Source organism: Acinetobacter pullicarnis, assembly GCF_006352475.1.
Lineage (GTDB): Bacteria > Pseudomonadota > Gammaproteobacteria > Pseudomonadales > Moraxellaceae > Acinetobacter > Acinetobacter pullicarnis.
In genome coordinates, this window is record NZ_VCMZ01000001.1 from 1513418 (window position 1) to 1536208 (window position 22791).

20 protein-coding genes are annotated in these 22791 nt (G+C 41.7%); 15 read left to right on the forward strand and 5 right to left on the reverse strand.

Features of this window, described 5'->3' with window-relative positions; genetic code table 11:
• The first annotated feature begins 62 nt into the window (after positions 1–62).
• The 10 genes from FD716_RS06685 (at position 63) to FD716_RS06730 (ending at position 11683) form a co-directional block, all read left to right on the forward strand.
• A complete protein-coding gene (locus FD716_RS06685; RefSeq protein ID WP_139851563.1) occupies positions 63–2162 on the forward strand; it encodes a carbon starvation CstA family protein in 2100 nt (699 codons plus the stop codon).
• A 54-nt stretch (positions 2163–2216) separates the two neighbouring features.
• Positions 2217–2519 (forward strand): YbdD/YjiX family protein, encoded by a 303-nt coding sequence (locus tag FD716_RS06690; RefSeq protein ID WP_139851564.1) that lies wholly within the window; start codon positions 2217–2219, stop codon positions 2517–2519.
• 241 nt (positions 2520–2760) lie between these two features.
• Positions 2761–3471, forward strand: coding sequence for a hypothetical protein (locus FD716_RS06695; protein WP_139851565.1), 711 nt, complete (start codon positions 2761–2763; stop codon positions 3469–3471).
• A 455-nt stretch (positions 3472–3926) separates the two neighbouring features.
• Positions 3927–5237 carry an MFS transporter gene (locus FD716_RS06700; RefSeq protein ID WP_139851566.1) on the forward strand — a complete coding sequence of 437 codons (1311 nt, stop codon included), beginning with the start codon at positions 3927–3929 and terminating at the stop codon, positions 5235–5237.
• 18 nt (positions 5238–5255) lie between these two features.
• Positions 5256–6008: a class II aldolase/adducin family protein gene (locus FD716_RS06705; protein ID WP_139851567.1), complete on the forward strand. Its 753-nt coding sequence runs from the start codon at positions 5256–5258 to the stop codon at positions 6006–6008.
• Positions 6005–6928, forward strand: a complete 924-nt coding sequence (locus FD716_RS06710; protein WP_139851568.1) for a 2-hydroxyacid dehydrogenase — start codon at positions 6005–6007, stop codon at positions 6926–6928. The genes FD716_RS06705 and FD716_RS06710 overlap by 4 nt, the downstream gene beginning before the upstream one ends.
• A complete protein-coding gene (locus FD716_RS06715) occupies positions 6929–8167 on the forward strand; it encodes a Zn-dependent hydrolase (RefSeq protein WP_139851569.1) in 1239 nt (412 codons plus the stop codon).
• Between the two features lie 107 nt (positions 8168–8274).
• Positions 8275–9291, forward strand: coding sequence for a histone deacetylase family protein (locus tag FD716_RS06720; RefSeq protein WP_139851570.1), 1017 nt, complete (start codon positions 8275–8277; stop codon positions 9289–9291).
• 237 nt (positions 9292–9528) lie between these two features.
• Entirely contained in the window at positions 9529–10452 is a 924-nt protein-coding gene (locus FD716_RS06725; protein ID WP_171476999.1) for a LysR family transcriptional regulator, read from the forward strand.
• A gap of 253 nt (positions 10453–10705) precedes the next feature.
• A complete protein-coding gene (locus FD716_RS06730) occupies positions 10706–11683 on the forward strand; it encodes a linear amide C-N hydrolase (protein WP_139851572.1) in 978 nt (325 codons plus the stop codon).
• Between the two features lie 289 nt (positions 11684–11972).
• Here the strand turns inward: FD716_RS06730 and FD716_RS06735 are convergent, their stop codons facing one another.
• Positions 11973–13010 (reverse strand): linear amide C-N hydrolase, encoded by a 1038-nt coding sequence (locus tag FD716_RS06735; protein ID WP_139851573.1) that lies wholly within the window; start codon positions 13008–13010, stop codon positions 11973–11975.
• A 584-nt stretch (positions 13011–13594) separates the two neighbouring features.
• Positions 13595–14095 (reverse strand): FadR/GntR family transcriptional regulator, encoded by a 501-nt coding sequence (locus FD716_RS06740; protein WP_228714921.1) that lies wholly within the window; start codon positions 14093–14095, stop codon positions 13595–13597.
• Positions 14096–14182: 87 nt separating this feature from the next.
• On the opposite strand from FD716_RS06740, the gene FD716_RS06745 reads away from it, so the two are divergent.
• A protein-coding gene (locus FD716_RS06745) for an IS4-like element ISAba1 family transposase (RefSeq protein WP_139851575.1) occupies positions 14183–15273 on the forward strand; the annotation gives its coding sequence in 2 pieces (ribosomal slippage) (positions 14183–14723 and positions 14723–15273; 1092 coding nt in all).
• Here FD716_RS06745 and FD716_RS19045 read toward each other — a convergent pair.
• Entirely contained in the window at positions 15180–15509 is a 330-nt protein-coding gene (locus tag FD716_RS19045) for a FadR/GntR family transcriptional regulator (protein ID WP_228714922.1), read from the reverse strand. The genes FD716_RS06745 and FD716_RS19045 overlap by 94 nt on opposite strands.
• 127 nt (positions 15510–15636) lie before the next feature.
• On the opposite strand from FD716_RS19045, the gene FD716_RS06755 reads away from it, so the two are divergent.
• The 4 genes from FD716_RS06755 to FD716_RS06770 all read left to right on the forward strand — a co-directional run bounded on the left by FD716_RS06755 (position 15637) and on the right by FD716_RS06770 (position 20203).
• Entirely contained in the window at positions 15637–16389 is a 753-nt protein-coding gene (locus tag FD716_RS06755; protein ID WP_139851576.1) for an SDR family oxidoreductase, read from the forward strand.
• A 24-nt stretch (positions 16390–16413) separates the two neighbouring features.
• Positions 16414–17265: a fumarylacetoacetate hydrolase family protein gene (locus tag FD716_RS06760; RefSeq protein ID WP_139851577.1), complete on the forward strand. Its 852-nt coding sequence runs from the start codon at positions 16414–16416 to the stop codon at positions 17263–17265.
• 214 nt (positions 17266–17479) lie between these two features.
• Entirely contained in the window at positions 17480–18766 is a 1287-nt protein-coding gene (locus FD716_RS06765; protein ID WP_139851578.1) for an L-fuconate dehydratase, read from the forward strand.
• A gap of 90 nt (positions 18767–18856) precedes the next feature.
• Positions 18857–20203: an MFS transporter gene (locus FD716_RS06770; RefSeq protein ID WP_139851579.1), complete on the forward strand. Its 1347-nt coding sequence runs from the start codon at positions 18857–18859 to the stop codon at positions 20201–20203.
• 70 nt (positions 20204–20273) lie between these two features.
• On the opposite strand, the gene FD716_RS06775 is transcribed toward FD716_RS06770, so the two are convergent.
• Both FD716_RS06775 and radA read right to left on the reverse strand, forming a co-directional pair.
• Positions 20274–21239: a Tim44 domain-containing protein gene (locus FD716_RS06775; protein ID WP_139851580.1), complete on the reverse strand. Its 966-nt coding sequence runs from the start codon at positions 21237–21239 to the stop codon at positions 20274–20276.
• 115 nt (positions 21240–21354) lie between these two features.
• Positions 21355–22746 (reverse strand): DNA repair protein RadA, encoded by a 1392-nt coding sequence (radA, locus tag FD716_RS06780; RefSeq protein ID WP_139851581.1) that lies wholly within the window; start codon positions 22744–22746, stop codon positions 21355–21357.
• Positions 22747–22791 lie beyond the last annotated feature (45 nt).

Here is a 22791-nt window from a genome sequence, read left to right on the forward strand (position 1 = left end):
AATAAAAACAATGGCATCATTTGAACAGACCAAAGAACTTAGAAATAATAGATGAGGTGTGAATGGAAAATATACAAAAAAAACCAACAACGCTGTCCAAGTTTATTTGGGGCATCGTTGCATTAATTGGTGCAGTATCTTTTGGGATACTTGCGGTGAGTCGTGGTGAGCATGTCAATGCAGTATGGTTGGTGTTAGCAGCCATCTGTGTGTACAGCATTGCATACCGATTTTATAGTCTCTTTATTGCAACCAAAGTTTTTGAATTAAACGCCAGACGTTTAACCCCAGCACATCGCTTAGCCGATGGTCTAGATTATGTACCCACCAATCGATCTGTGTTATTTGGTCATCACTTTGCAGCGATTGCCGGTGCTGGTCCGTTGGTCGGTCCAATTTTAGCGGCACAAATGGGTTATCTCCCTGGGACTATTTGGTTATTGGTTGGGGTGGTTCTAGCTGGTGCTGTCCAAGACTTTTTAGTGTTGTTTATTTCAACGCGCCGTGATGGCCGTTCGCTCGGTGAAATGGCAAAACAAGAACTCGGAACGGTACCCGGTATTATTGTGATGCTGGGTGCACTTGGGGTGATGGTTATTATCTTGGCGGTTTTGGCCTTGGTGGTGGTAAAAGCCTTAACCAACAGTCCGTGGGGGGTATTTAGTATTGCTGCGACTATTCCCATTGCAATTTTTATGGGCATTTATATGCGTTATATTCGCCCAGGAAAAATCGCAGAAGTCTCCATTATTGGTTTTGTATTGATGATGGCGGGGATTATTTATGGTGGGGACGTTGCGCAGCATGCCTATTGGGGACCGTTCTTTACTTTAACAGGAACACAACTCACTTGGTGTTTGGTCATCTATGGCTTTATTGCCTCTGTATTGCCAGTGTGGTTACTACTCGCACCGCGTGATTATCTATCTACATTCTTGAAAATTGGGGTAATTGCCGGCTTGGCGGTGGGTATTATCGTCGCGATGCCAATGTTGAAAATGCCTTCAGTGACGCCATTCATTGATGGCAGTGGTCCAGTATTTTCAGGTTCCATGTTCCCATTCTTATTTATTACCATTGCTTGTGGTGCAATTTCTGGTTTCCATGCCTTGGTCTCTTCAGGAACCACACCGAAATTGGTCGACAAAGAAACGGATATTCGTGTGATCGGTTATGGCGGCATGTTGATGGAGTCCTTTGTTGCCATCATGGCCATGATCTGTGCCACGGTACTGGAGCCAGGGATTTATTTTGCGATTAACTCACCAACGGCACTATTAGGGACCACCGTTGAAAGTGCTGCTGAAGCGGTACGTACCTTGGGCTTTGTGGTCACCCCTGAAACCTTAAGTTTACTGGCGCAAGAAGTTGGGGAAAACTCAATCTTATCGCGGACGGGTGGCGCACCGACCTTTGCCATTGGAATGGCGCATATTATTACTGAAATCTTTAATGATCGTTCAATGATGTCGTTCTGGTATCACTTTGCGATTTTATTTGAAGCCTTGTTTATTTTGACTGCTGTTGATGCAGGTACCCGTGCATGTCGCTTTATGGTGCAAGACACCGTAGGCATTGTGATTCCTGGGGTGAAATCATCTAAATCATTTGTGGGCAATATGTTGGGGACCTTAGTGGCTGTGGCCGCGTGGGGTTATTTTGTTTATCAAGGGGTGGTCGATCCACTTGGCGGAATCAATAGCTTATGGCCATTATTCGGCATTGGTAACCAAATCTTGGCAGCAATGGCATTGATTTTAGGTACGGTTATTCTGTTCAAGATGAAAAAAGAAAAATATGTTTGGGTCACCATTATCCCAACGATTTTCTTGTTTGTGACTTCGATGACGGCCGGTTGGCAAAAAATCTTCCATGAAAATCCGAAGATTGGTTTCTTGGCACAGTCCAATCGTTTTGCCGATGCAATTGCACGTGGTGAGTTGTTAAAACCTGCAAAAAGTTTCGCTGAAATGCAGAGTATTGTGCTTTCAAATCAAATCAATGCCGTACTTTGTGGCTTCTTTATGATTGTTGCTGTGGTGATGATTCTTGCTTCTATTGGGGTGATTCGTCGTGCCTTGGCCAGTAAAACACCAACAGTGCATGAAGCAGAAGCGATTTATAGCGATGAGCCAGATTCAAGCTTAGGCAGCAAATCTTAAGTAATACGTTTTAGGTAATCAGTCTTAAGTAATGAGTCTTAAGGAGAATATTGAATGAAACTGAAATTTGCTAAAAATGGTAAAGCTTTGATGTACAACATCATCAAGATGACCATTATGTCGCAAAAGAAAGTGATTTTTTCACCAAAGAATTGGTCACGGATTGCGACTTTATGGACACGCTTACAGCAAAGTTTTAGATTGATGGTGGGTGTGCCTGACTATCAAACTTACTTAAATCACATGCAGCAGCATCATCCTGATTTAGAAGCGATGGATGCCAAAACTTTTTATCGCTACTGTGTCGATGCACGTTATCCAAGTGCGGGTGGTGGTTTAAAAAAATGTCCTTGTTAGACTGCATGCTGTGTTAAGCAATAGGTCTTAGAAAAGCAAACGGCTGATGCGATGCATTGGCCGTTTTTTTTATGTTTAAAGCAGAAGCATTTTGATTGAAAATACGCGATTAATTTAACTATTGATGGCACTTATGTTATGTTTATCACCATTTATTAAGTGATCGCTTGATGAAAATTAACGTTTTATTGATTTTCATATTTATAACCATATTGACCGATGACAACTGACTTTTAATGCGATGAAAAAATTAATCCCCCTGATATTTACTAGTGTGTTCCCCAGCTTTGCGTCAGCAGCAGAAGCATTAATGTGCAGACAAAGCTATGATATTTTTAATCAACAATTCGCTGATCAAAAGCACTTCATCGAAACAAAGGATATCGCAGGCTATCTTCGGTTTACTCAACAAATTACTTATTCGGCCTTATTTAAGGGCATACATGCTGATCAAATGTATTTATTCGGAGAGTGGAAAGATAAAACCCAAGTTGAAGATATGGTTAAACAGGTCTTACCCCGTTATACGTTGGATCGTAGAAACTACCGTTTGATACACAGCCAGTATATGCAGCCAAAAGCCAATTTTATGGCAGAGGTTGGCGAACTGTGCATCGTCCCAACAGTTGAGAAACTCAAATATGATGGGCATGTGATGAACGTGCGCTATGATACGATTTTTGTGCGGAATCTTGTGACCAATGAATGGCGTTCATTTGCCTATTCTGGCATCGAAACAGCAGAAGACTTTAAGCTATTTTTCCCCAATTTCCCAAAACAGATCAAACTGGCTCAGAAGAAGATCAATGGTTTGAATCAAGCTGAATTTTATCGAATCAGCCATATCAAAAAGTTACAACAAGAGGGTGAACCGATCTCAACGGCAATGCAGCAAGCCATTCAACAGCAATACCAACAAAGAAGACAACTGCTCAAACAAAATGGTTATTAAAACAGCTATGTATGCTTATTAAAACAATGTGGCGGCTTAGATTTTAAAAAGCTTATTGGGGGATTGCTGGAGTGATGAAAGAAGGGATGTACAGCACTGTGCGATGAGGTCGTTTGAGTCTATTAGTTAAACTTATTTAAAATTTGAATGAGATAAAGGTGAAGAGGCTCATTTTCGATAAATCAAACTTGCCATAAATCTTGTGGAATAAAAAATATCAATAAGTTGTTATTTAAAAAGAGTATTCAAGATCATGTTGGTAAAAATAGATATTAGTAAAACTAATACGCCACTTTAAAAAATATCTCTTTTGGGGGTATTTGATTTCCTTTATCTTAGTGCTCATGGATGATTTGATGAGTCTTAAAATAACTTGCTCGATCTAGCACATTGCCAAAAGAGCAATAATAAAAATTCTCATCAAGCCTGCTTCAATCATTAAAGGTAGGAAAAGGATGAAAAAAGATCAATCAAAACGTGCCGCCGCCGCTGCATTTATGGGAACCACCATTGAGTTCTACGACTTTTATGTTTATGCCACTGCCGCTGCTTTAATTCTCGGGCGGGTATTTTTCCCTGCAACCGATCCTGTGACGGGCACATTGGCTGCATTTGCAACTTTTGCTGTTGGTTTTATTGCTAGACCACTTGCTGGTGTGGTTTTTGGGCATTTGGGCGACAAACTCGGTCGCAAGAAAATGCTGTTATTCACCATGGTGCTGATGGGCTTGGCCACAACCGGCATTGGCCTGATTCCAAGTTATGCTTCGATTGGGGTTTGGGCGCCGATTTTATTAGTTGTATTTCGCTTTTTACAAGGGATTTCTGTTGGGGGCGAATGGGGTGGCGCGGTATTGATGGCCAGTGAACATGCACCCAAGAATAAGAAAACTTTCTTTGCCTCATTTGCACAACTCGGCAGTCCAGCCGGCTTAATTTTATGTTTATTGGTATTTAGGGGAATTAGTGGTTTAGATGAGCAAGCCTTTGCAGAGTGGGGCTGGCGTATTCCATTTTTGCTTAGTTTCCCATTAATGGCAGTGGGCTTCTATATTCGTTTGGGCGTTGCAGAGTCGCCTGAATTTGTCAAAATGCAGAAAGAAAATGAAACTGAAAAGTTTCCAGTCAAAGAATTACTTAAAAATTATTGGCCGCAGGTCGTCTTTGCAGGTCTGACCATGACCATTGGTGCAGCAGGCTTTTTCTTTACCAATACCTTTATGATCACTTATGTGACGCAATACATGGGAATTAGTAAAGCAACGATTCTAAATGCATTGTTCTGGGTCACTGTTTTTCAATTTCTAACCATGCCGGTTGCTGCTTGGTATGCAGAAAAAATTGGGACCTCGAAGTTCTTATTTTGGACGGCTTTACTGTGTATCGCGATTCCATATCCAATGTTTATGTTGGTACAAACCCAAAATATTTATTACATCACTTTAGGGATTACCCTTGCTGTGATTAGTTTATCGGCCTTATATGCGGTTGCAGCAGGGTTTATGGCAGAAGCATTTCCAACCCATGTGCGTTATTCAGGGATTTCGATTTCTTATCAGATGATCGCAGCACTGGCTGCAGGCACAACCCCATTTTTGGGCACGCTATTGGCGAAAGAATATGCAGGTGAGTGGATGCCGCTGGCTTTGTTATTTAGTTTCTTGTCTTTGCTGTCATTGATTGGTATTTGTGGAGTAACGTTATTGCGGAAAAAGCAAATTAAACAAGTGCAATTTCAGCAAGTTCAACCTGCTCAAATCGATTAATTAAATGGAGTTATTTAGATGAATCTCAAGCATGTCGTTCAACCCGTAGAATGGGAAGCCCGTTGTCAACTTGCAGCCTTATACCGATTGATCGCGTATTACCGCATGACCGATCTAATCGATACGCATATTAGTTTAAGAGTGCCAGATGAACCGAATCATTTTTTAATTAATCATTATGGTGTAGCTTTTGACAAAATGCGTGCCTCCGATTTGGTCAAAATTGATCATGATGGAAATATTGTCGAAGCCTATGATCAGGCAAAAATAGTGAATGTTGCAGGTTTTGTGATTCATTCTGCATTACACCATGCACGAGAAGATATTAACTGTGTTGTGCACACGCATACTGCAGATGGAATTGCCGTTTCAGCACAGAAAAATGGCTTGTTGCCTATTTCACAACATGCGTTGAAATTCTATCAACGTTTGGCCTATCACACCTATGAAGGCATTGCGCTGTCTACGGAAGAACGTGAGCGCTTGGTGGCGGATATGGGCACACATCGCTGCATGATTTTACGTAATCATGGTTTGTTGGCGACAGGCAATACGGTGCAGCGCGCATTTCATGAAATCTATTTCTTGGAACGTGCTTGCCAAGCCCAGATCAAAGCCTTGAGCAGTCCTGATTTAATTTATCCAAGTCCGGAAGTCTGTGAGCATACGGCCAAGCAATTTGACAGTCCGCATGCTGAACCGATTTTAAATAATGCTTGGAATGCAGCCCTGTCACTGATTGCAGATCAGAAGGAATCGTACAGTTCATGATTGTCATTGCCTCAAGTGTGCCCGACGTTGAGCAAATATTGCTGGATGCATTCCAGCAATATGCCCCAGCGGATTCGTTTTGCCGTGCCGATAGCCCACATGCGCTATTGGCAACCACAGCCGCATGTTGGTTTCCAGATCTTGAGCAACTTAAAAAACTGCCGAACTTAGCCTTGGTTCATTCAATGGCAGCAGGGGTTGAACATTTAGATTTAGAAGCATTGCTTGGGAAATATCAGGTTTGCCGCATTGTGGATGAAAGCCATAAACAAGGTATGTTCAGCTATTTGCTCTGGGGCATTCTTTATTATCAGCGCCATTTTGATCGCTATTTGGAAAATCAAAAACAGGCGATTTGGCAACAACTTCCACAACAGAGCGAAGCGGCAACTGTAGTGGGCATTATGGGGCTAGGAGAGCTTGGTGCTTATGTTGGACAGAAATTGGCAGCGCTGGGCTATACCGTTTTAGGTTGGTCTAGATCTGAAAAAGCCTGTACTGGCATTCAGTGTTTTACGGGTGAATCTCAATTTGATGATTTTTTATCACAAACGCAAATTTTGATTAATTTACTGCCGTTAACTGAACAGACCAAGGGGATTTTATCCAATCAAACCTTTAAGAAATTACCGCAAGGTGCAGCGGTGATTAACAGTGGTCGTGGCGCACATTTAAATCCAGATGATTTATTGGAACAGATTAAAGCAGCACATATTCGTGGGGCAATTTTGGATGTTTTTCCAGAAGAGCCCTTAGATAAAAATCACATATTGTGGCACAGCGATCGTGTGGTGATCACGCCACATATTGCCTCACATGCTTCACTCAAAGCAGTGGTTGAGCAAATCTTAGCGAATGATCAACGACTGATTGCAAAACAGCGTTTAGTGAATCAAATCGACTTAGCACGAGGGTATTAAATGAAATCTAATGGACAAAGATTGTGGCAAAGCCTAATGGAAATGGCGAAAATTGGTGCAACAGAAAAGGGCGGGAATACCCGTTTAGCACTGACCGACCTTGATGTCGCAGGTCGTCAGTTACTGATTCAATGGGCAAAAGAAATCGATCTAAGCATTTATTATGATGCGGTAGGCAATTTGTTTTTACGCCGTGAAGGCACTGCTGCGGTTGATCCAATTGTGATGGGCAGCCATTTAGATACCCAGCCAAAGGGCGGACGCTTTGATGGGATTTATGGGGTACTTTCAGGGCTTGAAGTGATTCGTTGCTTGCATGAACAGAAATTACAGACACATCATCCAATCGAATTGGTGGTGTGGATGAATGAAGAAGGGGCACGCTTTACCCCAGCCATGATGGGATCGGCAGTTTTCACAAATGTATTTTCTTTAGCACAGGTCTTGGCAACCACGGACAAGGAAGGCGTGAGTGTGGCATCGGAGCTTAAACGCACGCAGCAAATTGGAGATTTGCCATTCGCGCGACCTTTTACCGCTTATTATGAAGCGCATATTGAACAAGGTCCGGTACTGGAAAACAGCCAAATCGAAATCGGTGTGGTGACCGGTGGTCAGGCCATTTTATGGTTAGATGCAAAAACGTCTGGAAAAGCTGCACATGCCGGCACGACGCCCATGCAAATGCGTAAAGACAGCATGATTGCCACTGCAAATATGATGGCGCAATTAGAAGCGATGGTACTCGAACAATTTCCAGAAGGCTTAATTACATTTGGTGAGATATCGGTGCCAAACTCTTCGCGGAATACCATTCCTGCCACGGTGCAGTGGAGCATTGATTTACGTCATCCTAATGATGACTTGCTGTTAAAAATGGAACAAGAAACGCAGAAAATCATTGATGCTTTGGCAGAAAAACGCGGTGTCAGTGTCGATGTTTCACGGCATTGGCATAATCCTGCAACTTATTTTGATACGCAATGTGTGGCAACAGTACAAGCAGCAGTGACTGAACTTGGTTTTAGTCATCAACATATTGTCAGTGGCGCAGGTCATGATGCGATTAATCTGGCCAAACATTGTCCAACCACCATGATTTTTATTCCATGTGAAGGTGGTCTAAGTCATAACGAAGCTGAAAATATTAGTGCAGCACAAGCCGAGCAAGGTGCAGATGTATTGTTAAATGCCATCTTAAAAGCAGATCAGCTTAGAGCGCTTGCCAAAGTCAGTTAAACCTTTTTTTTTAAAGATTGAAAAATGAAAAGTTCAAAGTTTTAGCAAATTCTTGGCTAAAGCTTTAGGGAAAATTTAGCCAAAATTTAATGACTTAAGGAAAAAACATGCAAATTTTCTTTCATCCAGAACAGTTAAAACATCGCCCAATGAGTTATTTGTCACGCGGAAAAATGCGGGAGCCACAAGAAAAACCAGAGCGTATGTATGCAGTTTTAAAAGCAATTGAAGTTATGGGGCTCGAAGTACAAACGGCTCAGGACCATGGAACAGCACCACTGCTTGGGGTACATACCCCAGGTTATCTCGACTTTTTAAAAAATGCCCATGCGGAGTGGATGAAACTTCCAGACGACTGGGGGGATGAAGTGCTGTCCAATGTTTTTATTCGTGAAAATAATCGTGAAATTGGTATTTTGGCCAAGGCTGCAAAGTATTTGGCAGATGGCAGCGCCCCAATTGGTGCAGAAACCTGGACTTCAGTGTATTGGTCGGCACAGACCGCACTTTCTTGTGCAGATCAAATACTTGCCGGTGAGCAGTTGGCCATTGGATTAACACGGCCAGCAGGACATCATGCACGCAAAGATGCTGCGGGTGGTTTCTGTTATGTGAACAATGCTGCAGTGATTGCTCAATATCTAAAGCAGAAATATCAGCGTATCGCGATTATTGATACGGATATGCATCATGGCCAAGGTGTTCAAGAGATTTTTTATGATCGTGATGATGTGCTCTATGTTTCGGTTCATGGTGATCCCACCAATTTTTATCCTGTCGTGGCGGGCTTTGCAGATGAATACGGTACGGGGCTTGGTTTTGGATTTAATAAAAACTATCCAATGCCGCATGGCACTGATGAGGCGGGCTATTTTGAATATGTCGATCAAGCCGTTGATTATGTGAAAATGTTCCAGCCTGATGTGGTGGTACATGTCATGGGCTTTGATGTGTATGTCGATGATCCGCAGGCGAAATGTAGTGTCAGCAGTGCGGGGTTTAGTCGGGTTGCAGAAAAAATTAAAAGTATTGGGGTGCCCACGGTGAGTCTGATTGAGGGGGGCTATTGTATTGAGCAATTGGGAGAAAACTTTAAGCATTTTGTGCGCGGTTTTTCAGCTTAAATTAGCAGGATGATCATGAAGAATGACAGGATGGAGTGAGGTATTGGAAGTAATTGGACGGCTTTAAATACCTAGGCTTAAGGGGGACTTAGGATTAATTCAGACGAACCGAAGCTGTAGCCAGCAAGTTAAAGCAAGTACGGCATGACTATATTTATTTATATACGCTTTAAAATCTGACTATACTCGAAGCGATTTAAACGGATTTAAATTTAAATGTTAGGGAGTAATACAAGAATGCGTGCAAATACCTTGGTCGATAAATGTAATTGGTCTTTGTTGCGGATTTTTCGTGTGATTGTCCAAGAGGGAAGTTTAAATAAGGCAGCGGTCAAACTTTGTTTGACGCAATCTGCAATTAGCCAAAGTTTAAAACGCTTAGAAGAGCAAATTGGAGAGAGTTTAATTGTTCGCACCGGCGGTAAATTTTATTTAACCGCTGCTGGCGAAGTAGTCTTTGAAGCAAGTTTGGCGATTTATAATCATTTAATGGATTTTGAGCAGCGCCTAAATACACAGAAGAATAGTGTTTCAGGCACCATTAAATTGTTGGTATTAAGTCGAATAGAATCTTTTCGTTTTGACAAGGTATTGCATGATTTTCATCAAAAATATCCACTGGTAGATTTTCAAGTGGATGTGCATAAAAGTGCTGAGATCCAACAACTGATTTTACAAAAAGTGCCTGCGTTGGGTATTACACTCAGTCGTCATCTGCATCCCAAGATTGTTTATGATGCTTTACTGAATCAAAAATATGCGCTGTATTGTTGTGAAAGCCATCCACTCTACAATATGGAGATTCACAGTGTTGATGAAATCATTGATCATGGATTTATTTCTTTTCAAAGCGATCAGTTAAATGATCCCTATTCACCACTCAATGAAGTACGAGAGAAAATCTTAGAGAATAATAAATTGCTGGTGACCACCAATAACCTAGATGAAGTCATTCGTTTTATGGAAAATGGTTTTGGTTTTGGTTTTTTACCAAAACATGTGGTTGCAGCCCGTCCAAATCCCAAAGCTTTTAAACAGCTCCCACCGCTGCCCTATATTAGTATTGTTCCTGTGTATTTGGCATGGAATAAAGAGCGCGAACTTTCATTGGTTGAACAGTATTTTATTAATGATCTAAGGGTGGCATTTAACCGAGAATAACAACAAGAGTGTTGCGCAACCACTGCGATTGCGGCACTAAGCCACCTTAGCTATATTATTTATCTTCTATTTAAACTGGATTGATTATCGCGCGTATAAAATACGATTTATAGACAAAACAATAAAAGAAATCCGTTAGCATGTTTGAGTTATTGAAATAAATTATCCAACTGCTTCACAGGATAATTGAATAAAAAACTTTATAACTTTAAAACTTTTTATGACTTATATTTAAGAAATTGGAGAACTGAGCATGTGTACCCGTGTTGTATATCTTGGTGATGATGTAATGACCGCACGTTCTATGGACTGGAAAAGTGATATTGGCACCAATTTGTGGACATTGCCACGCAATGTGGCACGCAATGGTGCAGCTGGTGCGAACTCGATTGAATGGACTTCCAAATATGGCAGTGTTGTGGCTTCGGGTTATGATATTTCCACCACAGATGGTGTTAATGAAAAAGGTTTGGTCACCAATTTACTTTGGTTGGTTGAATCTGAATATCCAAAAATTAAAAAAGGGACTCAACCACAGTTAAGTATTACTTTATGGGCGCAATATGTACTTGATAATTATGCAACGGTTGCTGAAACAGTCGCAGCACTAGAAAAAGTCCCTTTCATTGTCGTCACCAGCCAAGTTCCGGGTGAAGATCGCTTGGCGACATTACACTTATCGATTTCTGATGCGACGGGTGACAGTGCCATTATTGAATATATCAATGGAGAGCAGGTGATTCACCATGACCGCAGTTATCAAGTCATGACCAATTCACCGACCTTTGATCAACAAATTGCACTGAATTGCTATTGGAAACAAATTGGTGGCACCACCATGTTGCCTGGAACCAATCGAGCTGCGGATCGTTTTGTTCGCGCTTCATTTTATGTCAATGCTATTCCGCAACATGCCACAACCGCACATACCTTGGCGAGCGTTTTTGGTGTGATTCGTAATGTATCCGTTCCATTTGGCTTAAATACAGAAGAAGAACCGAATATTTCTTCAACGCGTTGGAGAACGGTGATTCAACATAAACAGGGGCGCTATTTCTTTGAGTCTGCGGTATCACCGAATGTCTTCTGGGTCGATTTAGCCGAGATTGATTTTGGAGATGGGATTACTCGAAAATTAGATTTAGGTGCAGATCAATCTAATATATATGCAGGTAAGGTCAACGCATCTTTTGTAGAAACCAAACCTTTTACGTTTATGAGCGTCGCATAAGCGAATACGATAGATGCTTAGGGTTTAAATGAGGCACCTTTCGAGGTGTCTTTTAATATCGCGTTCTTTAATGCGCTAAACCTTGAGCTATCTGGGTTATATGACGGAGTCAGTACAGATTAAAGCGGATGGAATCATCCAAATCCATTGATGCACTCGAATCACTTAACTTGGGTTTTAGAACCTCATAGGGCACATGTTTAGTTTTGGCTTTCTAGAATCGATTATATTTAAACCATTCAAAGCAAGCACTGATGCAGCGCTTGCTTTGGAGTAGGCTTAAAACGATTTAGTTAATTTCAAAAGAATACAGGGCGGTTTTATCTTTAAATTGCTCAAATGTATAGAGTGTATAATTCAATTGGCTATAAGCACGTACATATAAATAACCTCGGCTTAAATCGGTTAATGCCGTCCATACCGTATATTCACGCGCTACTATTTTCTTGGTCCCTTGTTCACTGATCACCACGCTGATATTTTTAGGGCGATCAAAGTTATTCATCACATGCGATAACTCAATAATTTGCTCATCTGGATTATCGACTTGATTGGCAAAACTTGAATAATAAAATGCTTTGACAAAACGCCCAACGGAAGTATTTGAAGAAGGCAACGCCGCAGAAGCAATACCACTATCGGGTTGTAATAACTGCATACCACCGACATTACCCATCGCAGTATCAATATTGGTTAAATGTGAATAGTTATGCAAATTGGTGAGGTGCCAAGGCAGTTCAGGACCATTGGTCATTACACCTGTTGGATTGTCATAAATAGCAAGCTCACCGTTTTCAACCTCAATGACTAAGCACGCACCTGTTTTATCGTAAAAGATAAAGTGGAAAGGCGATTGAATTCCTAAAACTTCAATCACTGCTGACCAAAAATCGACCTGAGCAAGATTGTCTTTAATCTCTTGAACGGTTGCGAAATTTGCAAGGCCCCATTCTCCAATGGCTTCATAACGTACTGAATTTGGATATTGTTCAGCTGTGAGCGTTTTAAGCCCTTTGTTGTGGTACATATTTAAACTAAATGAAAGACCTGCAGCATTGATACCTTCTAAGCAATCATGCATTTCATCTGCACTTTGCGGCATGGTTAATGCCATGATTGGATATTTTGCCGTATATTTTAGCCCCAAAGAACCATCCGGTGCTTTATGCTGAAATGCATGGCCGACTGGAAAATAAGTGAAACTTGAGATAAGTGGCGACTCCTCAAATTCTAAAGTTCGACCATGATAAATATTTCCTTGTTTATCTTTAATACGTAAAGATGTACAGGCAAAAGCAACATTGGGTTGAGGGTTATTCTGTGTCATTTTCTGTGTTCCTCGATGGTCTAATTATTTAAATGAACTGTTTAACATGTTGAGAATTTCAACTCTTGAAATCTGACCCTATGAATAGATCAAAGTTTTTCATCATTAGATTTAGCGTTATTCAAAAGTATAAAATTAAAGCAAGATTTCACATTGGTGATCTGGTGCAGTAATTTTTGTTTGGTTATTTATACCTGATATGATGTTGCTGAATATAGTAGTACGTTAATATGAATTATTTTAGATTTTAAATAAAATGCAACAAAAGTTTAGTGACTGAATCCAGCTCTATAGAAATAGAGATCAACAACATAAATTGAGTTAATGGGAGTCATCTATTTCTAGGCATCTGTACTCGTATAATGCTTAGCCAAAATTAAAATAGAAGATGTCATTTAAACTTATTTTAAAATGTTCGTCGCGCATATCGCGATTTGTCCAGTACATTTATTTGCAGCTTTTTAGTTGAAGTTGCGTGAGTAAAAATAAATCAATAATACAGCGCATGAGCGCAATTGTTGAGCGTCAAGCAAGACTGTTTCGGGTGTATTTAAGCGGTCTTTAAACTGAGGCACGATTGAAAGCTAGCTTTGATCTAAGAATATTTTAATTACATGTTGAATATGCTTTTTCATGGCATTTTTTGCTGTAGGCCCATCTTGTTTTTGTATTGCCGATAAAATTTCTTGATGTTCTGCTTGTGAACGAAATGCCATATCTTCGGAAGTGTAAAGGCTGCGAAGGCGACTAAACATTTCAGTATAATGTTGGCTCAATAAAAACTTTAGAAAATAAGCATAGGCATTATTTTGACTGGCTTCAGCAATGCGAATATGAAATAAACGATCGCCAATATGATCGGTTGATTGCTCTAGGTTATCGCTGACATTCATGAGAAATGCTTCTTTAATGGCGGCCAATTGCTGCTCATTGCGATGTAGCGCAGCCAACTCAGCCAAATACGGCTCAATTGCTAAACGCGCTTCTAAAACCTCAAATGGTGTAATACTTTGCTCTTTTAAATGCGGCAATAACAACGGATGAATATCAGGGCTGATAGCGCTGACTTCGGATGATGCTGGCAAATTTGCTGTTGTTTTTCTCTGTACACGACAAAAATAGATAACTCATTGAAATAATGTCATAATAATTGTTTTCTAACGACGAATACTATGACACATCTCAATGAGTTATATCTTATCTTAAACAAATATCTAAAATGGAACAAGTCACATTTAAAGTGCTTTGCGCTCATCATGCTTGTGATTATTTTAAAGCAAACATGTAATCTTTCTTCTGCATCTAAAGCCTTGCCCATCAAGTGCTTACCACAATCATTTTATCGACGTATGCAGCGCTTCTTTGCAGGTCAGTATTTTGATTATCGTCAAATTTCTCAGTTGATTTTCAATATGTTTTCATTCGACCAAGTGCAACTGACTTTAGATAGAACCAATTGGAAATGGGGAAAACGAAATATTAATATCCTGATGCTCGCAATCGTTTATCGTGGAATAGCGATACCTATCCTTTGGACATTGCTTAATAAACGTGGAAATTCAGATACGAAAGAGCGTATTGCTTTGATTCAACGCTTTATAGCCATTTTTGGTAAAGACCGTATTGTGAATGTGTTCGCAGACAGAGAGTTTATCGGTGAGCAGTGGTTTACATGGTTAATTGAACAAGACATCAACTTCTGCATTCGTGTTAAAAAAACTTCATTGTCACCAATCATTTAGGAAAGAATCATAAAATTAGTGATTTATTTCGCCATCTTAAAGTTGGTCAAATTGAATGTCGTAAACGACGGATTTTGGTTGGTCGGGTGAAACTATATATAAGTGCACTACAGTTAGAAAATGGAGAGCTTTTACTCGTCGTTTCTCCTCAGTTTAATGCCAATGCTATTCAGGATTATGCATTACGCTGGGAAATTGAAACCTTATTCAGTTGTCTCAAAGGACGCGGGTTTAATCTTGAAAATACGCGCTTGACAGACCCTAGACGAGTGAAAAAATTGATTGCGGTGTTAGCTATAAGCTTCTGTTGGTGTTACTTAACGGGTGAATGGCAACATGATCAAAAAAAAGTGATAAAAATAAAGAAGCATGGACGACTCTCAATGAGTTTATTTCGCGATGGTTTAGACTATGTTCAAATGGCGATTCAGCGTTTAATTGGTTTTGGGAAAAAAGAAGAGTTTAAGGAAATTTTGGCAATTTTAAGAAGGCAGAACCCTGATAGGATAAGGGTTCTGTGAAATTTGTCGTGTACAGAGGTTGTTTTTAAAATATAAACGCCACTGCCCAATTTAACCTCAACAATGCCATTGACCTCTAAAGCAATAATCGCTTCACGTACAGAGGTTCGGCTCACAGCAAATAATTGTGCAAGGTCTCGTTCTGGTGGGAGTTTAGAACCTACGGGGTAAATTCCATTTTTTATATCTTCTTGAATTTTATTGAAAATATTTTGATAAATACGCGTCTGTATCATAAGAAATTAACTTTCGATCAATGAGGCTTGCGGAAAAATATAATCTCACATATTTTGGTTGGACCGATTGATTTTGGCTAGACCAAAATGAACTGGTCTTCATTATAAAGTAAAACAAGGACAAAATATGCGACTTGCCAATAAAACATGTGTGATTACCGCAGCGGCTCAAGGAATTGGTCGTGCCACAGCACTGGCATTTGCCCGACAGGGGGCGACAGTCATCGCCACGGATATTGACTTTGCACAACTTGAACAGCTTAAAGCTGAGTGTGAGCAAATTCAAATTGAATTTTTAGATGTAACCGATAAACAAAAAACTCAGGATTTTGCAAATAAATATAAAGATGTGGATGTGCTTTTTAATTGTGTAGGTTGGGTTGCTGCAGGCTCTATTTATGAATGTGATGAAAATGATTGGGAGAAATCTTTTAAAATTAACGTAGATTCAATGTATTATATGATTCAGTCACTATTACCAGCATTGCTTAAGAGCGGAAATGCTTCAATTATTAATATGTCTTCAGCAGCCTCGAGTATTAAAGGGGTCGCAAATCGATTTGCGTATAGTGCAACCAAAGCAGCCGTTTTGGGGATAACCAAAGCGATTGCCGCAGACTATATTACGCAAGGGGTGCGTTGCAATGCCATTTGCCCAGGCACGGTTGATTCGCCTTCATTACATCAACGTATTGCAGCACAGGCTGAACAAGAAAAGCGTTCTGTCTCTGATATTTATCAGCAGTTTGTAGCACGTCAGCCGATGGGGCGGATTGGAAAAGCTGAGGAAATTGCTGCGTTGGCAGTGTATTTGGCCAGTGATGAATCGGGCTTTAGTACCGGGACTTTCAACATGATAGATGGTGGTTGGTCCAATTAATTCAAATATGCTAAGGATAGAGCAATGAAATTATTACGTTTTGGTCCAAAATCACAAGAAAAGCCAGGGGTCTTAGATGCACAAGGGAGAATTCGTGACCTGTCTGCTGTGGTAAGTGATATTGATGGGGCGGTATTGGCGCATGATCTAGATAAAATTCGCCAGACAGATCTCAATCTTTTACCCCTTGTCGATGCTGGGGTACGGATTGGTGCTTGTGTTGGCAAGATTGGTAAGTTTATCTGTATCGGGCTGAATTACTCAGACCATGCCGCTGAGACGGGTGTTGATGTTCCGGCAGAGCCTATTATTTTTAATAAATGGACCAGTGCAGTGGTTGGACCAAATGATGATGTTGAAATTCCATTAAATTCGGTGAAAACCGATTGGGAAGTGGAGTTGGGCGTGGTTATTGGTCAGTCAGGTCGCTATATCAAAAAACAACAGGCCATGGACTATGTGGCTGGTTATTGTGTGATTAATGATGTTTCTGAACGTCATTTTCAATTGGAAGGTACTGGTACTTGGGATAAGGGCAAGGGCAAGGGCAATGACACGTTTGGCCCGATTGGCCCTTGGTTGGTGACCAAAGATGAAATTACCGATCCACAAAATTTAAATTTGTGGTTGGAGGTCGATGGTCATCGTTACCAAAATGGCAATACCCGCACGATGGTTTTTGATGTTGCCACCATTGTTAGTTACTTAAGCCAATTCATGAGTTTACAAGCCGGGGATGTGATCGCGACCGGTACACCACCAGGTGTGGGGTTGGGACAAAAACCACCAGTTTATCTCAAAGCAGGGCAAATCATGCACTTAGGTATTGATGGGCTGGGTGAACAACGACAACAGGTGATTAACGCAGTCGGCTAAGCTGACAGCAAATGAATTTTTCGCACTCAGCCATAAGCCGAGCAGCGCTTATGGCAGAGACTGATTGCCTAAATAGAATCAATTGAAACTCTAACTGACATGACACGACATTGTTGGTGCAGCACCTTTGTGCTTAAAAATAAAAACTAGCGTTGAATAGATAAATTAAAACAATTTTCTCAACACGTTAAATCAATCAAAATAAGGATATCGCATGATAAAAATAGTTGATATGGAAGTTTTGGACATCCGTTTTCCAACCTCACAACATTTAGATGGTTCGGATGCGATGAATCCAGATCCTGATTATTCAGCAGCCTATGTGATCTTAAAAACGGAGAACCCCGATCTAACAGGCCATGGCCTGACCTTTACCATTGGCCGTGGGAATGACGTTTGCTGTGCTGCAATTGCAGCGATGCGCCATTTGGTGATTGGTTTGACTATTGAGGAGGTAAAGCAAAATCCAGCCTTGATGTGGCGCACGCTAACTGCTGATAGTCAATTACGTTGGATTGGTCCAGACAAAGGTGCAATGCATTTGGCTACGGGGGCTGTGGTCAATGCGATTTGGGATTTGTGGGCAAAAGTTGAAGGCAAGCCAGTATGGAAAATGGTTGCAGATATGTCACCAGCACAGATCGTGAATTGTATTGATTTTCGCTATTTGAGTGATTGCATCACGCCAGACGAAGCGCTCGAACTGTTGCAAAAACAAGCAAAAGGCAAGGATGAACGGGAGCAGATTTTAAGGGCGGAAGGCTATCCTTGCTACACCACTTCAGCGGGTTGGTTAGGCTATAGCGATGAAAAATTAGCGCGCCTGTGCCAAGAAGCAGTGGATGCAGGCTTTGATCATATCAAGCTCAAAGTGGGACGTGATCTTGCGGAAGACAAACGTCGCGTCAAAATTGCCCGAGCGATTATCGGACCCGACCGTAAGTTGATGATCGATGCCAATCAAATTTGGGAGCGTGATCAAGCGATTGATTGGGTGCAGCAATTAGCTTTTGCAAAACCGTGGTTTATTGAAGAACCGACTTCCCCAGATGACGTTGAAGCACATCGTGCAATTCGTCAAGCGATTCGCCCAATACAGGTTGCAACTGGAGAAATGTGCCAAAACCGCATACTTTTTAAACAGTTTATTATGCGCGAAGCAATTGATATTGTTCAGGTCGATGCGTGTCGTATGGGGGGAATGAATGAATTACTTGCCGTGCTATTAATGGCCGCGAAGTATCAACTCAAAGTTTGTCCGCATGCGGGTGGTGTTGGGCTATGTGAATATGTTCAGCACTTATCGATGATTGATTATTTATGTTTCTCAGCGAGCAAATTGGGCAGAGTCACTGAATACGTGGATCATTTACATGAACATTTTATTGATCCCTGCGTGATCAAAGATGCTGCCTATATGCCACCACAGCGCGCAGGTTTTTCGATTGAGATGAAGGCAGCATCAAGAGCTGAGTTTTTGTTTAAAGCTGCAGAAGCTTAATTGTGTGAAGAGTATCATCGACGCTGTTTAAAACGATTTACTTAGGATGAGTATGAATTTTAAAAGGATTCATATCAAAGGGTAACGGGTATGCATACGATCAAAGATTTGACGTTTTTTGAACGTCCAGAATTAAAACAAATTATAAAAAAAGTAAAATTACGCTTAATCCCCTTAATCGTTTTAATGTTTGCTTTGGCGATGCTCGATCGTTCCAATGTCGGTTTTGTTAAACATTATATTGAAGTCGATGCTGGGATCAGTGCCAGTGCTTATGCACTCGGTGCCGGTATTTTCTTTATTGGTTATGCCTTATTTGAAGTCCCAAGCAATATCATGCTACATAAATTTGGTGCACGTTTTTGGTTAAGTCGCATTATGGTGACTTGGGGAATCGTCTCAATCTGCATGGTGTTGGTGCGCGATCCATTGAGTTTTTATGTGTTACGTTTTTTGCTGGGTGTGGCTGAAGCAGGCTTTACCCCTGGCGCTATTCTATTTTTAACCTATTGGTTTCCAAAAACTTTTCGAGGTCAGGCCTATGGTTGGTTCTATTTAGGTGTGCCAATTGCACTGATGCTAGGTGGGCCATTTTCAGGTTGGTTATTAGAGTCGAGCTTTACCTTGGGCTTTAAAAACTGGCAATGGATGTTCATTGTGCAGGGGATACTCACGGTTTTGGTCGGCATCGTGGCTTATTTTGTGTTGGTGAGTCGGCCTGATGATGCGAAGTGGTTAAATCCAGAAGAAAAAAATCTATTGAATCAGGCTTTAATTCTTGATCGTGAAATCTCGGCAGAAACTGAACTGACTGGCAATGACAACGTTTTTCGGGATTGGCGTGTATGGCGTTTCGTATTTATTTACTTTTCAATTCAAATGAGTGTTTACGGTATTTTATTTTATTTGCCAACCAAGTTGGCGCTGTTACTGCAAACTAATGTTGGCTTAGAAGTCGGTTATTACAGTGCAATTCCTTGGGTATGTACTTTAATTTTATTACCGATCATCACGCGCTATGCCGATCGTAAGGCCAATTGGACCAAGATGGCAATCTGTATGTTAAGTTGCGCTGTTTTTGGCATTGTTTCTTCCACGTTAGTGACGCATCTCTTTGGTTTTCTGATCTTTGTTTCTATTGCGATTGTTGGATTTATCGTGGTCCAGCCGATTTTTTGGAATATTCCAACCCAGTATTTATCTGGAAGGGCGATTGCGATTGGAACGGCACTGATTGGTTCACTTGGCAATTTGGGTGGCTTTGTTGCACCGAATTTAAAGAACTATTTAGACAGTTATTGGCACAATGATATTGCGGGTTTATTGGCCTTGGCTGCAGTTGGATGTGTTGGGGTAATTTTGTTATGTGCCTTATTGTTTGATCAACATAAAGAAACTCAGCACCCATTGCCACATGTAAATGACCCAGCGCAGTAGCATTCAATTAAATTTGGATGGCATAAAAAAACCAGTGCACATCGGCACTGGTTTTTTGGGCTTTGAATACTTAGCTTTCTTGCTGGATCCCTGCAACCAACCATTCTTCGGTTGAAGCAGCGGGCTTACTAAAGTGCCAAACCTCAGCAAATGGCTGTGGAAGACTATTTAAATCTTCGCTCACTGTACCGGTAAAACGTACGCTTACGACGTATTGACCATTTTCAGTTGAGCTACCTGCAACCATCGCGTTTAAGTTCGAAAACTCAGCAACGTCTTGGTCTTGATTCGCCATAATATCGCGATACATCGATTGATAGAGATCTGGTGTTAAATAGCGACGGATCTCTTCAATGTTACTCGCAGTGTTCATTGACTGAATATGATTAAAACGCTGACGAGCGATACGCAAGAATGCCGCAGGTTCAGTACCATCTGGAAGTTGGCTACCGCTTTGGCTAAATGCGCCTGCTGCTGGTGCCGCGCCACCACCTACAGATTGACCAAAAACATTGGTTGTGTCATTTGATCCACGACCTGTTGGTGGGGTCTGGCCAAATGGCGAAGCATTCGGACCAGAACTGTTTGGCGCATAGGGATTAGACGCTGCTATTTTTTTTTTTGCTCCGAATTTACGGAATAGAAGGAAAGCAGCACCAGCGATTAACAGCAACCAAGCCCAGCTTGGAATACCACCTTTTTCTTTCTCTTGTTGTACGGCTTGTTGATCAGCCGCCGCATCTGTTGCTTGGCTCGCAGGAGCTGCATTATTGTCATCTGCCATTGCGTTCGCAGCAACCGCACCAATTGCAGCACCGGCAACACCAGCAGCAACCATACCGCCAACACCTGGACCAGAACGCTGTGGAGCGGCTTGTTGTGGTGCTGGTGCTGGGCGAGCTTGTTGGCTAGATGCATTTGAACGGCTCATACCGTGACTTTTACCGCCACCGGCACGTTTTGCTTCTGCTAAAGGAGCAACCATTAAGGCAGCCATTAATACACCTGCCATCAAACCACGCTGTCGTACTTGCATCACATTTACCTTTGAAAAGATATAAAAAATAGAATCTCTATTTATGCGGTCTTTTCCGCATAATTTCAACAGAAGAATGAAAGTATTTAGCAAAATACCCGAATAATGTCGCGGATTAGGTGCTGATTTCATCACAGAGCTGCATGGCTTCATGTAACGCCTCATGTAAACGCGCTACAGAAATAATTTGCACACCAGCAACTGGTTTTTGCGGTGCATTGCCTCGCGGTACAATAATGTACTTAAACCCGTGTTTAATCGCTTCTTTTAAGCGCTCTTGACCATTGGGTACTGGGCGAATTTCACCAGACAAGCCGACTTCACCAAAGACTGCCAGTTGTTGCGGTAGCGCCTTGGAACGTAAGCTGGATGCGCAGGCCAATAACACAGCCAAATCGGAACCTGTTTCGGTGATTTTAAGACCACCGACCACGTTGACATAGACATCTTGTCCCGAAGTTTGCACACCACCGTGGCGATGCATCACGGCCAACAACATATTTAAGCGATTTTGATCGAGGCCTAGGGCCACACGACGCGGTTGCCCATGTGCATCATCTACTAAGGCTTGGACTTCAACCAACAATGGGCGCGTGCCCTCACGGCTAATCATCACGACTGAACCTGGAATGGCTTCATCATAGCGACTTAAGAAAATGGCAGAAGGATTGGCCACTTCTTTGAGGCCTTTGTCTGTCATCCCAAAGACCCCTAATTCGTTGACTGCCCCAAAACGGTTTTTAACCGCGCGAATCATACGATAGCGAGAGTCAGATTGACCTTCAAAATACAGCACACAATCGACCATATGTTCAAGCACACGTGGACCAGCCAAAGCCCCTTCTTTGGTGACATGGCCCACTAAAAATAGCGCAGTGCCACTATTTTTGGCAAAGCGAGTGAGCAGAGCAGCCGATTCACGAATTTGTGAAACACCCCCCGGTGCAGATTGTAGAGTTTCGGTATAGAGGGTTTGGATCGAATCTAGAATGGCAACGGCAGGGCGTTGTTGCGCCAACACTTCACAGATGCGCTCAACACAGGTTTCCGCCATGACTTTGAGTTGATCGGTGGGAAGATCTAAGCGTTGCGCACGTAAGGCCACTTGCGATAAGGATTCTTCACCCGTGACGTAGAGCGCTGGACTGTTGGCCGCGGCCATGTGGGTTGCGGTTTGTAATAAAATGGTCGATTTGCCAATCCCAGGATCACCGCCAATTAAAACCACTGAACCAGTAACCAAACCACCACCAAGCACACGGTCAAATTCACCAATACCCGTGACCAGACGCGATTCACGGCTGACCGACACTTGATTAAGCGTGGTGACTTTGGCAGATTGGCCTGCATAGCCGCCACCAGTATTGACTTTGGCGCGATGGGTGACAGTTTCAATATGGACTTCAGACAAACTGTTCCATTCTCCACAGTCCGAACATTGACCTGACCATTTTGGGTGGTCTGTTCCACATTGTTCACAGCGATAAATGGTTTTAGCTTTGGCCATAGAGATTGATTCAGCAGCGATAAAGATGCTGCAAACTATACATCA